Raw genomic sequence first — 12,706 nt, forward strand, 5'->3', positions numbered from 1 at the left:
AACGTTCCGTTTAACTGACGGTCAGCCACGCGAGAGAGCCCCATGCCCCAAGCCGCCCAGATGTCTCCTGCTCCCGATACCCAGGGGCAATCGTCGTCCGTAGAGCAGGCAAGCCGGCTGGGTCTTGAGCAGGCCTTTGCCCTGTTCAACCAGGTATCGAGCCAACTTACTGACTCCTACAGCATGCTTGAAGCCCGGGTCACCGAGCTCAAGGGCGAGTTGGCGGTGGTCAGTGCCCAACGCATGCAGGAGCTGGCGGAAAAAGAACGCCTGGCCAATCGCCTGCAGAACCTCCTCGACCTGTTGCCGGGCGGCGTGATCGTGATCGACGGCCATGGCATCGTCAGCGAAGCCAACCCGGCCGCCTGTGATCTCCTGGGCTTGCCCCTGGAGGGGGAGTTGTGGCGCAACGTCATTACCCGCAGTTTCGCTCCGCGCGAAGACGATGGTCATGAGATTTCCCTGCGCGACGGTCGACGGCTGTCCATCTCGACCCGCTCGCTGGATGCAGAACCTGGGCAATTGGTGCTGCTCAACGACCTGACTGAAACCCGCCATTTGCAAGATCAGCTGGCTCGCCATGAGCGTCTGTCCTCCCTGGGAAAAATGGTGGCGTCCCTGGCGCACCAGATCCGTACGCCGTTGTCGGCGGCCTTGTTGTATGCCAGCCATTTGACCGAGCAGGAGCTGCCCGTGAGCACCCAGCAGCGTTTTGCCGGTCGGCTCAAGGAGCGCCTGCATGAGCTCGAGCATCAGGTGCGCGACATGCTGGTGTTCGCCCGTGGCGAGCTGCCGTTGACGGATCGCCTGACGCCCAGTGCCCTATTGCAGTCGTTGCAGGAAGCGGCCTCGCCTCATGTCCAGGAGGCGTCGGTGCGCTGGCAGTGCGATAGCCGCGAAGGCGAGCTGTTGTGCAATCGCGACACCCTGGTGGGGGCCTTGCTCAATCTGATCGAGAATGCGCTCCAGGCCAGTGCCGCAACGGCACGCTTGAAGGTCCACCTGTATCGGCGTGATGACACCTTGCGGTTGTGTATCAGTGACAATGGCAGTGGTATCGACGCTGCCGTGCTGGAGCGCCTGGGGGAGCCGTTTTTCACCACCAAGGCCAACGGAACAGGGCTTGGCCTGACAGTGGTCAAGGCGGTGGCGCGGGCTCATCAGGGAGAATTGTCACTGCGCTCGCGTCCCGGGCGTGGTACTTGCGCACTGGTGACCCTGCCTCTGTTCTCCAGTGCCCATGGAGTGGAGTGAAGGTAATGGCAATCAAGGTTCTACTGGTTGAAGACGATCGCGCCCTGCGTGAAGCACTGGCCGACACCCTGCTGCTGGCGGGGCATGACTACAAGGCGGTCGGTAGTGCCGAAGAGGCATTGACGGCAGTGGCCAGCGAGTCTTTCAGCCTGGTGCTCAGTGACGTCAACATGCCCGGCATGGATGGCCATCAGTTGCTGGGCCTGCTGCGCGCGCGCCAGCCGCAGTTGCCGGTGCTATTGATGACGGCCCACGGCGCAGTCGAGCGTGCCGTGGATGCCATGCGCCAGGGGGCCGCCGATTATCTGGTCAAGCCCTTCGAACCCAAGGCCCTGCTCGATCTGGTGGCGCGTCATGCCCTGGGCTGCTTGGGAGTGAGCGACGATGAAGGTCCGGTCGCCTTCGAGCCGGCCAGCATGCAGTTGCTGGAGCTGGCGAGCCGGGTGGCCCGCAGTGACTCCACGGTGCTGATCTCCGGGGAGTCGGGTACTGGCAAGGAGGTGCTGGCGCGCTACATTCACCAGCATTCGCACCGTGCGAGCCAGCCCTTTATCGCCATCAACTGTGCGGCGATTCCGGACAACATGCTCGAGGCCACTCTGTTCGGGCATGAGAAGGGGGCCTTTACGGGCGCTATCGCAGCCCAGCCGGGCAAGTTCGAGCAGGCCGATGGCGGCACGATCTTGCTCGACGAGATCTCCGAAATGCCCCTCGGCCTGCAGGCCAAGCTGCTGCGGGTCTTGCAGGAGCGTGAAGTGGAGCGGGTCGGCGCGCGCAAGCCCATCAGCCTGGATATCCGCGTAGTGGCCACGACCAACCGCGACCTGGCGGGAGAGGTGGCGGCCGGGCGTTTCCGCGAGGACCTTTATTACCGCTTGTCGGTTTTCCCCCTGGCCTGGCGTCCATTGCGCGAGCGCACTGCCGATATTCTGCCGCTGGCCGAAAGATTGCTGCTCAAGCACGTCAATAAAATGAAGCATGCCGCCGCCAAGCTCTCGGTCGAAGCCCAGGCTTGTCTGTTGGCCTACCCCTGGCCGGGTAATGTGCGTGAGTTGGACAACGCATTGCAGCGGGCCCTGATCCTGCAGCAGGGCGGCCTGATTCGCCCCGAGGATTTCTGTCTCGCCGGGCCCGTTGCCTGTGCGCCGTTGCCGGCGCTCGCGCCTGTTGGCCAGGCGGCCCGCGATGTGGTGGGGGAGCTGCCTGAGGCACCCCAGGAGTCGGGTGGCCTGGGGGACGATCTGCGGCGGCGGGAGTTCCAGATGATCATCGATACCCTGCGCTCAGAGCGCGGACGGCGTAAGGAGGCGGCGGAGCGCCTGGGCATCAGTCCGCGCACCCTGCGTTACAAATTGGCGCAGATGCGTGACGCCGGAATGGACGTCGAGGCCTATCTGTTCGCTACCTGATGAGAGGTTTACGAAGCCCAGGATGGGCTTTTGTCGAGTTGGGCCATGGAGCTGGCACCCTTGTTGCTAACACCTCACTAACCGCGGAGTGAGCGTCAAAAAAATGCGGGTCGTCAGAGAGAGTAGACCATGAGCCAAGGTATTGAATTTAATCGGTTGATGTTGGATATGCGGGCCATGCAGATGGACGCAATGTCGCAGCCAAAATCCGCCGCAGTAGCAGAGGTCGCCGGCAGCAGTTTCGCCGACCTGCTTGGCCAGGCCGTGAACAAGGTCAACGATACCCAGCAAGCCTCCAATCAGTTGGCCAACGCCTTCGAGATTGGCAAGAGCGGCGTCGATCTGACGGACGTGATGATTTCCTCGCAAAAGGCCAGTGTGTCTTTTCAAGCCTTGACCCAGGTGCGTAACAAGCTGGTTCAAGCGTATCAAGACATCATGCAGATGCCGGTTTAAGGACGAGATTGAGTCATGGCAGAAGCAGTCGCCGATAACGTACCGGCCAAGGCCACACCGCCGGTAGACGGGAAACCGCCGCTGTTCGGTTTGTCGTTCCTGGAAAACCTGTCCCAGATGACCATGCTGCGTCAGGTCGGCCTGTTGGTGGGCCTGGCCGCCAGCGTGGCGATCGGCTTTGCCGTGGTGTTGTGGTCCCAGCAGCCCGATTACCGGCCGCTGTATGGCAGCCTGGCGGGGATGGATGCCAAGCAGGTCATGGATACCCTGGCCTCTGCCGATATTCCCTACACCGTCGAGCCCAACTCCGGAGCCCTGCTGGTCAAGGCCGATGACTTGCCTCGTGCCCGCCTGAAACTGGCCGCCGCCGGCGTAGCGCCGGGCGACGGCAATGTCGGCTTCGAGATCCTCGATAAAGAACAAGGGCTGGGCACCAGCCAGTTCATGGAGGCTACCCGCTACCGCCGTGGTCTGGAAGGCGAACTGGCCCGCACTATTTCCAGCCTGAACAACGTCAAGGGTGCCCGGGTGCACCTGGCCATTCCGAAGAGCTCGGTATTCGTGCGCGACGAACGCAAGCCCAGTGCCTCGGTGTTGGTCGAGCTGTACTCTGGCCGCTCCCTCGAGCCTGGCCAGGTCATGGCTATCGTCAATTTGGTGGCGACCAGCGTTCCCGAGTTGAGCAAGTCCCAGGTCACCGTAGTGGACCAGAAGGGCAACCTGCTTTCCGACCAGGCGGAAAACTCCGCGCTGACCATGGCCGGCAAGCAGTTCGACTACAGCCGCCGCATGGAAAGCATGCTGACCCAGCGGGTGCATAACATCCTGCAGCCGGTGCTGGGTAACGATCGCTACAAGGCTGAAGTCTCGGCCGATGTCGACTTCAGTGCGGTGGAATCCACCTCTGAACAGTTCAACCCCGACCAGCCGGCCTTGCGCAGCGAGCAGTCGGTCAACGAGCAGCGTTCCAGCAGCAATGGCCCGCAAGGCGTTCCTGGTGCCCTGAGCAACCAGCCGCCGTCGCCGGCCTCGGCCCCGCAGACTACCGGTGGCGCCACCGCTTCTGCCGGTATGGTGCAGCCAGGGCAGCCGTTGCTGGATGCCAACGGCCAGCAGATCATGGACCCGGCCACTGGCCAGCCGATGCTCGCGCCTTATCCGTCGGACAAGCGTCAACAATCCACCAAGAACTTCGAACTCGACCGTTCCATCAGTCACACCAAGCAACAGCAGGGCCGCTTGAATCGCCTCTCGGTCGCTGTGGTGGTGGACGACCAGGTCAAGGTCAACCCGGCCAATGGCGAAACTACCCGTGCGCCATGGAGCGCCGACGAATTGGCGCGCTTCACTCGCCTGGTTCAGGACGCGGTCGGTTTCGATGCCAGCCGTGGTGACAGCGTCAGTGTGATCAACGTGCCGTTCTCCGCCGATCGTGGGGAAGTGGTCGCCGATATTCCGTTCTACTCGCAGCCCTGGTTCTGGGACATCGTCAAGCAAGTGCTGGGCGTGCTGTTCATCCTGGTATTGGTGTTCGGTGTCCTGCGTCCGGTGCTCAACAACATCACCGGCGGCGGCAAAGGCAAGCAACTGGCTGGCCTGGGCAGCGACGTCGAGCTGGGCGGCATGGGCGGCCTGGATGGCGAGTTGGCCAACGACCGTGTCAGCCTCGGTGGTCCGCAAAGCATCCTGCTGCCGAGCCCGAGCGAGGGTTATGACGCTCAGTTGAATGCAATCAAGAGTCTGGTGGCAGAAGACCCGGGTCGAGTGGCCCAGGTCGTGAAAGAGTGGATTAACGCAGATGAGTGATAACCGAGCCGCTACCGCCAAACTGACCCGGGTCGACAAGGCTGCGATCCTGCTGCTGTCCCTGGGCTCCACCGATGCCGCGCAAGTGTTGCGCCACATGGGGCCCAAGGAGGTCCAGCGTGTGGGTGTGGCCATGGCGCAGATGGGTAACGTGCACCGTGAGCAGGTCGAGCAGGTGATGAGCGAGTTCGTCGACATCGTCGGCGACCAGACCAGTCTCGGCGTGGGCTCTGACGATTACGTACGCAAGATGCTCACCCAGGCCCTGGGCGAGGACAAGGCCAACGGCTTGATCGACCGCATCCTGCTGGGCGGCAACACCAGTGGCCTGGACAGTCTGAAGTGGATGGAGCCGCGGGCCGTGGCCGACGTGATCCGCTATGAGCACCCGCAGATCCAGGCGATCGTGGTGGCCTACCTGGATCCGGACCAGGCTGGCGAGGTGCTGGGCAACTTCGACCACAAGGCGCGACTGGACATCATCCTGCGGGTTTCTTCGCTCAATACCGTGCAACCTGCGGCGCTGAAAGAGCTGAACCAGATCCTCGAGAAGCAGTTCTCCGGCAACTCCAACGCTTCGCGTACCACCTTGGGCGGTATCAAGCGCGCCGCCGACATCATGAACTTCCTCGACAGCTCGATCGAAGGCCAGCTGATGGACTCGATCCGCGAAGTGGACGAGGACCTGTCCGGCCAGATCGAGGACTTGATGTTCGTCTTCAACAACCTGGCCGATGTCGACGACCGCGGGATCCAGGCGCTGTTGCGCGAGGTGTCTTCCGATGTGCTGGTGCTGGCCCTCAAGGGGTCGGACGAGGGCGTCAAGGAAAAGATCTTCAAGAACATGTCCAAGCGTGCCGCCGAGTTGCTGCGCGACGACCTGGAAGCCAAGGGGCCGGTGCGCGTCAGCGACGTGGAAACTGCGCAGAAGGAAATCCTCACCATTGCCCGCCGTATGGCCGAAGCCGGAGAGATCGTTCTCGGTGGGAAGGGCGGCGAAGAAATGATCTAAGGTCGCTTTATGTCGTCCAGCAGTGATGAAGCCCAGAGCGGACTGATCCGTGCTCGGGACGTAGAGGGTTTCGATGTCTGGGCGCTGCCCAGCTTCGACCCGGAACCCGAGCCGGAGCCGGAACCCGAGCCCGAGGAGATCGAGGAAGAAATCGAGGAGGTGCCGCTGGAGGAAGTCCAGCCACTGACCCTGGAGGAACTCGAGAGCATTCGCCAGGAAGCCTACAACGAGGGTTTTGCCACCGGTGAACGCGAGGGCTTCCACAGCACCACGCTCAAGGTTCGCCAGGAAGCTGACGTGGCCTTGAATGCCAAGTTGCAGGCGCTCGAATTGCTGATGGGCAATCTGTTCGAGCCGATCGCCGAGCAAGACACCCAGATCGAGAAAACCCTGGTGGACCTGGTCAGGCATGTAGCGCGCCAGGTTATCCAGCGTGAGCTGGCGATGGACTCCAGCCAGATCGAACAGGTCATGCGCGAGGCCCTCAAGCTGCTGCCCCTGGGCGTTGGCAATGTGCGGCTGTACGTCAATCCGCAGGACTTCGAACAGGTCAAGAGCCTGCGCGACCGGCATGAAGAAGACTGGCGCATCGTCGAGGACGAGTCCCTGCTGCCGGGCGGCTGCCGGGTCGAGACCGAGCACAGTCGTATCGATGCCAGCGTCGAGACCCGGATTACCCAGGCCATGGACCAGCTCTTCGATCAATTGCACGAACAATCGCTGCATCCAGCGGCGGCGGACTTGAGCCTGGAGCTCGGGCCGCGTACGCCGGACTTGCCGCAGGCGCCAGCTGCCGATCCAGGTGCTGAACAGGATGCCGAGCAGCCTGAGCCCACGGACCCTGTCCATGCGCCTTGATCGGACCAGCTTCGGCAAGCGCCTGGGCAGCTACGCCGAGGCCGTCAAGTTGCCGAGCCAGCCGGTCCTCGAGGGACGCCTGCTGCGCATGGTCGGCCTGACCCTGGAGGCTGAAGGCCTGCGAGCCGCCATGGGCACCCGCTGCCTGGTGATCAACGACGACAGTTACCACCCGGTCCAGGTCGAAGCCGAAGTCATGGGTTTCTCCGGGAGCAAGGTGTTCCTGATGCCGGTGGGCAGTGTCGCCGGGATTGCTCCCGGTGCTCGCGTGGTACCGCTGGGCGATACCGGGCGCCTGCCCATGGGCATGAGCATGCTCGGGCGAGTGCTGGACGGTGCCGGTCGGGCCTTGGACGGCAAGGGCGGCATGCGTGCCGAAGACTGGGTGCCGATGGACGGTCCGACCATCAACCCGCTCAATCGCGACCCCATCAGCCAGCCGCTGGATGTGGGTATCCGCAGCATCAACGGTTTATTGACAGTCGGTCGCGGCCAGCGCCTGGGCCTGTTCGCCGGTACGGGCGTGGGCAAGAGTGTGCTGCTGGGCATGATGACCCGCTTCACCGAGGCCGACATCATCGTGGTCGGGCTGATCGGTGAGCGGGGACGCGAGGTCAAGGAGTTCATCGAGCATATCCTCGGCGAAGAGGGGCTCAAGCGCTCGGTGGTGGTGGCATCGCCGGCGGACGACGCACCGCTGATGCGTTTGCGCGCGGCGATGTATTGCACGCGGATCGCTGAGTATTTTCGCGACAAGGGCAAGAATGTCCTGTTGCTGATGGATTCGCTGACTCGTTTTGCCCAGGCCCAGCGGGAAATCGCCTTGGCGATCGGCGAGCCTCCGGCGACCAAGGGCTATCCGCCGTCGGTATTCGCCAAGCTGCCCAAGCTGGTGGAGCGCGCGGGCAATGCCGAGGCCGGTGGTGGTTCGATCACGGCGTTCTATACCGTGCTTTCCGAAGGCGACGACCAGCAGGATCCGATCGCCGACTCGGCCCGGGGCGTGCTCGACGGACACATCGTGCTGTCCCGGCGCCTGGCGGAGGAGGGGCACTACCCGGCAATCGATATCGAGGCCTCCATCAGTCGGGTCATGCCGGCGGTGATCAGTGCCGAGAACATGGCGCGCGCCCAGTACTTCAAGCAGTTGTGGTCGCGTTACCAGCAGGCTCGCGATCTGATCAGCGTCGGGGCCTACGTCGCCGGTGGCGATCGCGACACCGATACCGCGATCTCCCTGCATCCGGCGATGGTGGCCTATCTGCGCCAGGGACTGAACGACAACGTCAGCCTGGGCCATAGCCAGACCCATCTGGAAATGTTGTTCTCCCAGATCGCGAGCGGGTAACCGGTCATGGCCGATAGCCGTGCGGCGCGCCTGGCGCCGGTGGTGGACATGGCGGAGAAAGCCGAGCGCACTGCGGTCCAGCGCCTGGAATACTTCAATGGCCAGATGCGGGTCGCCGAAAGCAAGCTGGGTGACCTGGAGCGGTTTCGCAACGACTACCAGGAGCAATGGGTCGAGCGCGGCAAGCTGGGGGTTTCCGGCCACTGGCTGCTCAACTACCAGTACTTCCTCAGTCAGCTGGACACCGCTGTAGCCCAGCAGCGCCAGAGCCTGGCCTGGCACCAGAACAACCTCGACCGCGCCCGTGAGGCCTGGCAGCAGGCCTACGCGCGGGTGGAAGGGTTGCGCAAGCTGGTGCAGCGCTATATCGACGAGGCGCGGGCGCTGGAAGACAAGCGCGAGCAGAAACTGCTGGATGAGCTTTCCCAGCGCCTGCCGCGCCAATCGCCTTATTGAGCGGCGGTTTTTTTCCTGGCAGGTTGTTCGGCTGCCCAGTGGGTGCTAAACCTTCTAGACGTCGCCAATGACAAGGAACCAGTCTCATGTCGGTCGTTACAGAAATATCCCCGGATGGACAGAAACTCACTATTTCGATCAAGGGGCGTTTCGACTTCGGGCGTCACCAGGAATTTCGCGAGTCCTACGAACGACTCAACAAGACGCCGGAATCCATCGTGGTGGATCTCAAGGAGGCCACCTATCTCGACAGCTCGGCCCTGGGCATGTTGCTGCTGCTGCGTGATCACGCCGGTGGCGACAATGCCGACGTCCGGGTGATCAATAGCAATTCGGATGTCCGCAAGATCCTCGCTATCTCCAATTTCGACAAGCTTTTCGATATCAGTTGACTGGCGTGCGGTCGATGACCGAGTCCCTGTGCGTATTGATTGCCGAGGATGGCGCGGCGGACCGTCTGTTGCTGTCGAGCATCGTTCGTCGCCAGGGCCATCGGGTACTGGCCGCGAGCAATGGCCTGGAGGCCCTGGAGTTGTTCCAGGGCCAGCGCCCGCAGATCGTATTGATGGATGCGATGATGCCGGTCATGGACGGATTCGAGGCGGCGCGTCGGATCAAGGCGCTGGCGGGCGAGACCCTGGTGCCCATTATCTTCCTGACCTCCCTGAGCGAGGGCGAGGCGCTGGCTCGTTGCCTGGAGGCCGGAGGCGACGATTTTCTGGCAAAGCCCTATAACCCGGTAATCCTGGCGGCCAAGATCAATGCCATGGACCGCTTGCGCCGTCTGCAGGAAACCGTATTGCAGCAGCGTGACCAGATCACTCGTCACCATGACTACCTGCTCAACGAGCAGCGGGTGGCCAAGGCGGTGTTCGACAAGGTGGCGCATTCCGGCTGCCTGAATGCACCGAACATCCGTTACCTGCAATCGCCCTACGCACTGTTCAACGGCGATCTGCTGCTGGCGGCGTATACCCCGGCGGGGGACATGCATGTGCTGCTGGGGGATTTCACCGGCCATGGCCTGCCGGCTGCCGTCGGGGCGATGCCCCTGGCCGAGGTGTTCTATGGCATGACTGCCAAGGGCTACGGGTTGCCGGAAACCCTGCGGGAGATGAATGCCAAGCTCAAGCGCATCCTGCCGGTGGACATGTTCTGCTGTGCCACGCTGCTGTGCCTGAGTTCCCAGCGGCGGGCGCTGGAAGTGTGGAACGGCGGCATGCCCGAAGGGTATCTGTACAGCCATGCCAGTGGCGCGCGAACGCCCCTGGTGTCCCGGCACCTGCCGCTTGGGGTGCAGGGGGTTGAGGTGTTCGAGGACCGCACCGAGGTCTTTCCCATGGCCCCGGGGGACCGGGTGTTCCTGCTCTCCGATGGTGTGATCGATACCTGCAATGCCGAGGATGAGTTGTTCGGTGCACAGCGCCTGCAGCAAGTGTTTGCTGCCAACCGCCAGGAGGAGTGCCTGCTGGGGGAGATCCAGCAGGCACTGGAAGACTTTGGCGGCCAGGCCCGGGACGATGTGAGCATGGTCGAGGTCAGCCTGCCGGAGTTCTCCCGCTTGGTGCCCCCGGCCCTGGTCTACTCCGACAGCGGCTTGTCCTGCCCGCTGGATTGGTCGGTGAGCTTCGAGTTTCGTGCCGCCACTCTCAAGCGCTTCAATCCGCTGCCTTATCTGTTGCAGCTGCTATTGGAGGTGCATGGCCTGCGTTCCCAGAGCGGGGCGTTGTACAGCGTGTTGGCCGAGTTGTACTCCAATGCGCTGGAGCATGGAGTGCTCAAGCTGGACTCGCAACTCAAGCGCGATGCCCAGGGATTCACTCGCTACTATCGCGAGCGGGCCAGCCGCCTGGAGGAGTTGCGCGAGGGTTTTGTCCGCGTGCATCTGCAGGTCGAGCCCTTGGAGGCGGGAGGGCGCCTGGTGATACGGGTCGAGGACAGTGGCGAAGGATTCGACGTGGCGGCGATCATGGCTCGGCCCAACGATACCGGGCGCTTGTCGGGGCGCGGTGTCAGCCTGATTCGTCAGATGAGCCGCGAGGCACAATGGGCTGACGATGGTCGCAGTGTCCGCGTGGAGTTTTCCTGGGAGGCTCTGGCATAATTTCCTGGTTCTTGATCAAGGAGCGAACAAGTGGCTGAGATTCATCTGGATCACACGGTACTCAACGCGTTGCAGGAGGTCATGGAGGACGAATATCCCGTCCTGCTGGATACTTTTGTCTGCGATTCGGCCGAGCGTGTACGCGTGCTGCATAAGTCCCGGGACAGCATCCAGCTGGTCGCCGCTGCCCATAGCCTCAAGGGCAGCAGTAGCAACATGGGCGCTACGCGCCTGGCCGAGCTCTGCCATCAATTGGAGCTGCGAGCCGCGCAGGCGGCTGATGAGGGGGTGCGCCAGTTGGTGGGGGAGATTGATGGCGAGTTCGCTATTGTCCGGCGCTTGTGTGAGCAGGAGCTGCAGCGTTTTCATTGCTGAATGGCGATCCTCGGCCAGTGCTTTGCAGGAGTTGGCCCGTCCTTTGCAAAGAAGTCTCGTACTGTACCTATGATTTCAGTGCAGCGGAGACTGTTCCATGGCTGTTACCCCTAATTCGCTTCTTCAGGCCACCGCCCAGGCCAGCCCTCAATCCAAGGCGCAAGCGGCTGCTGTTGGCCCTCTGGCAAGCGTTGCCCAGCCTGGGGACAAGGCTTCCAGCTTCGCGCAGCTCTACGCCAGCCAATCTCAAGCCAAAGTGCAGAGCAAGCCTCAGGCTGTCGCTGACAACAGCCCGTCACCGGTGCGCGACAAGAGCCCCGACAACACCCCGAAAAGGGACGCTGGCAATGATCAGGCTGCCGCATCGCAGCCAGCGGTTGCCGATAGCGGCAAGGCCTTGCCTGCCGAAAAACCGGCCAGCACCGGCAAAGATGGTGCTGCCAGCGATGACCGCAAGCCAGTCGATACAGCACAGGCCGAGGCGCCGTCCAGCGAGCCCGCGGTGGATCCAAGCCTGCTGCAAGGCCAGCCTGTAGCGCCGGTGGCAGTGGCAGAGCCTGCCCCGGTCCCTGTGCCGCAGCCTCAGGTCGAAGCGGCTCCTGTCCTGGTGCCAGCGCAGGTTGCGGCAGCGGTAGTGCCGGCGCCGGCCGCCGAACCTGCCAAAGAGGCGTTCGATCCCGAGGCCGACCCTCTGGATGCCCTGCCTGCCGTGCGTTTGGCCATGGAGCAAAGCGGCCATGTCTCGGCGTCCAGTCAATCGCAACCCAAGAATGCCTCTAGCACCGCTAACGCCGATGCTCAGTTGGCATCGGCGCCGAATATCGCCAATGGCATGGCCGGCCTGCTCGAGCAGGCTGGCAAGGGCGGTACCGAGCAGGGGGGCGAGAAGGCCTTCAGCGGTCTGATTACCGAAGGCTTGAAGGATCTCAAGGGCGCGTCCAGCGATACTCGCGTGGATGACTTCGCCAACCGCCTGGCGGCCCTGACCCAGGCGGCAACGCCCAAGACAGCCAATGCGGTGCCGGTCAACCAGCCATTGGCCATGCACCAGAGCGGGTGGACCGATGAAGTGGTCAACCGGGTGATGTACCTGTCCAGCGCCAACCTCAAGTCGGCGGATATCCAGTTGCAACCGGCCGAGCTTGGGCGCCTGGATATTCGCGTGCACATGATTCCCGACCAGCAGACCCAGGTGACGTTCATGAGTGCCCATGCGGGTGTGCGTGAAGCCCTGGAAGGGCAGATGCATCGCATGCGCGATATGTTCAGCCAGCAGGGCCTGGGGCAGGTGGACGTCAATGTTTCCGATCAGTCCCGTGGCTGGCAGGGCCAGGAGCAGGCGCAGCAAGGGCAGAGCCGCGCCAGCGGCTCCAGCGCCAGTGGTTCGCGCCTGGATGGCGAGCCTGGCGATGACGGGCAGCCTGCATTGGCTGAGGTCTCTGCCCCGGTGCAGAGCGTGATCGGCACGAGTGTCGTGGACTATTACGCCTGACCGGATGACCAGCGGGAGCTTCCTGTGGCAAGGAGGCTCCCGGCGGACATTGCCCCGGCGTCCCGGCTCGCCATTTCTTTCAGCGTCCTGCTGACGGTCTCAGATCTGCATTTCTGACAAATCTGGCATAACACTT

General features: G+C 62.9%; 12 protein-coding genes. All 12 read left to right on the forward strand.

What is annotated here, in order from left to right:
- The first annotated feature begins 42 nt into the window (after positions 1–42).
- The 12 genes from C4K39_RS08390 to C4K39_RS08445 all read left to right on the forward strand — a co-directional run bounded on the left by C4K39_RS08390 (position 43) and on the right by C4K39_RS08445 (position 12,570).
- A complete protein-coding gene (locus C4K39_RS08390; protein ID WP_124346119.1) occupies positions 43–1,254 on the forward strand; it encodes a sensor histidine kinase in 1,212 nt (403 codons plus the stop codon).
- A 5-nt stretch (positions 1,255–1,259) separates the two neighbouring features.
- Positions 1,260–2,663: a sigma-54-dependent transcriptional regulator gene (locus tag C4K39_RS08395; RefSeq protein ID WP_124346120.1), complete on the forward strand. Its 1,404-nt coding sequence runs from the start codon at positions 1,260–1,262 to the stop codon at positions 2,661–2,663.
- A 129-nt stretch (positions 2,664–2,792) separates the two neighbouring features.
- Positions 2,793–3,119 (forward strand): flagellar hook-basal body complex protein FliE, encoded by a 327-nt coding sequence (fliE, locus tag C4K39_RS08400; RefSeq protein ID WP_068578565.1) that lies wholly within the window; start codon positions 2,793–2,795, stop codon positions 3,117–3,119.
- A 15-nt stretch (positions 3,120–3,134) separates the two neighbouring features.
- Positions 3,135–4,925 carry a flagellar basal-body MS-ring/collar protein FliF gene (gene fliF, locus C4K39_RS08405; RefSeq protein WP_124346121.1) on the forward strand — a complete coding sequence of 597 codons (1,791 nt, stop codon included), beginning with the start codon at positions 3,135–3,137 and terminating at the stop codon, positions 4,923–4,925.
- On the forward strand, positions 4,918–5,937 hold the full coding sequence (gene fliG / locus C4K39_RS08410; protein WP_011059975.1) for a flagellar motor switch protein FliG: 1,020 nt from the start codon (positions 4,918–4,920) through the stop codon (positions 5,935–5,937). Before fliF ends, fliG begins: the two co-directional genes overlap by 8 nt.
- Before the next feature lie 9 nt (positions 5,938–5,946).
- Complete coding sequence (gene fliH, locus C4K39_RS08415; protein WP_124346122.1) at positions 5,947–6,795, forward strand: flagellar assembly protein FliH; 849 nt, start codon at positions 5,947–5,949, stop codon at positions 6,793–6,795.
- Entirely contained in the window at positions 6,785–8,143 is a 1,359-nt protein-coding gene (gene fliI / locus C4K39_RS08420) for a flagellar protein export ATPase FliI (RefSeq protein WP_068578559.1), read from the forward strand. Before fliH ends, fliI begins: the two co-directional genes overlap by 11 nt.
- 6 nt (positions 8,144–8,149) lie before the next feature.
- A complete protein-coding gene (gene fliJ, locus C4K39_RS08425; RefSeq protein ID WP_068578557.1) occupies positions 8,150–8,599 on the forward strand; it encodes a flagellar export protein FliJ in 450 nt (149 codons plus the stop codon).
- Between the two features lie 86 nt (positions 8,600–8,685).
- A complete protein-coding gene (locus C4K39_RS08430) occupies positions 8,686–8,991 on the forward strand; it encodes an STAS domain-containing protein (RefSeq protein ID WP_022643029.1) in 306 nt (101 codons plus the stop codon).
- A 14-nt stretch (positions 8,992–9,005) separates the two neighbouring features.
- Entirely contained in the window at positions 9,006–10,703 is a 1,698-nt protein-coding gene (locus C4K39_RS08435; protein ID WP_217884169.1) for an ATP-binding SpoIIE family protein phosphatase, read from the forward strand.
- A gap of 30 nt (positions 10,704–10,733) precedes the next feature.
- Complete coding sequence (locus C4K39_RS08440; protein WP_083236063.1) at positions 10,734–11,078, forward strand: Hpt domain-containing protein; 345 nt, start codon at positions 10,734–10,736, stop codon at positions 11,076–11,078.
- A 97-nt stretch (positions 11,079–11,175) separates the two neighbouring features.
- On the forward strand, positions 11,176–12,570 hold the full coding sequence (locus C4K39_RS08445; RefSeq protein WP_124346124.1) for a flagellar hook-length control protein FliK: 1,395 nt from the start codon (positions 11,176–11,178) through the stop codon (positions 12,568–12,570).
- Positions 12,571–12,706: the final 136 nt, after the last annotated feature.

Source organism: Pseudomonas sessilinigenes (genome assembly GCF_003850565.1).
GTDB lineage: Bacteria > Pseudomonadota > Gammaproteobacteria > Pseudomonadales > Pseudomonadaceae > Aquipseudomonas > Aquipseudomonas sessilinigenes.

Coding starts and splice junctions, on each gene's coding strand:
- C4K39_RS08390 (WP_124346119.1), top strand. CDS start 43: ATGCCCCAAGCCGCCCAGATGTCTCCTGCTCCCGATACCCAGGGGCAA.
- C4K39_RS08395 (WP_124346120.1), top strand. CDS start 1,260: ATGGCAATCAAGGTTCTACTGGTTGAAGACGATCGCGCCCTGCGTGAA.
- fliE (WP_068578565.1), top strand. CDS start 2,793: ATGAGCCAAGGTATTGAATTTAATCGGTTGATGTTGGATATGCGGGCC.
- fliF (WP_124346121.1), top strand. CDS start 3,135: ATGGCAGAAGCAGTCGCCGATAACGTACCGGCCAAGGCCACACCGCCG.
- fliG (WP_011059975.1), top strand. CDS start 4,918: ATGAGTGATAACCGAGCCGCTACCGCCAAACTGACCCGGGTCGACAAG.
- fliH (WP_124346122.1), top strand. CDS start 5,947: ATGTCGTCCAGCAGTGATGAAGCCCAGAGCGGACTGATCCGTGCTCGG.
- fliI (WP_068578559.1), top strand. CDS start 6,785: ATGCGCCTTGATCGGACCAGCTTCGGCAAGCGCCTGGGCAGCTACGCC.
- fliJ (WP_068578557.1), top strand. CDS start 8,150: ATGGCCGATAGCCGTGCGGCGCGCCTGGCGCCGGTGGTGGACATGGCG.
- C4K39_RS08430 (WP_022643029.1), top strand. CDS start 8,686: ATGTCGGTCGTTACAGAAATATCCCCGGATGGACAGAAACTCACTATT.
- C4K39_RS08435 (WP_217884169.1), top strand. CDS start 9,006: ATGACCGAGTCCCTGTGCGTATTGATTGCCGAGGATGGCGCGGCGGAC.
- C4K39_RS08445 (WP_124346124.1), top strand. CDS start 11,176: ATGGCTGTTACCCCTAATTCGCTTCTTCAGGCCACCGCCCAGGCCAGC.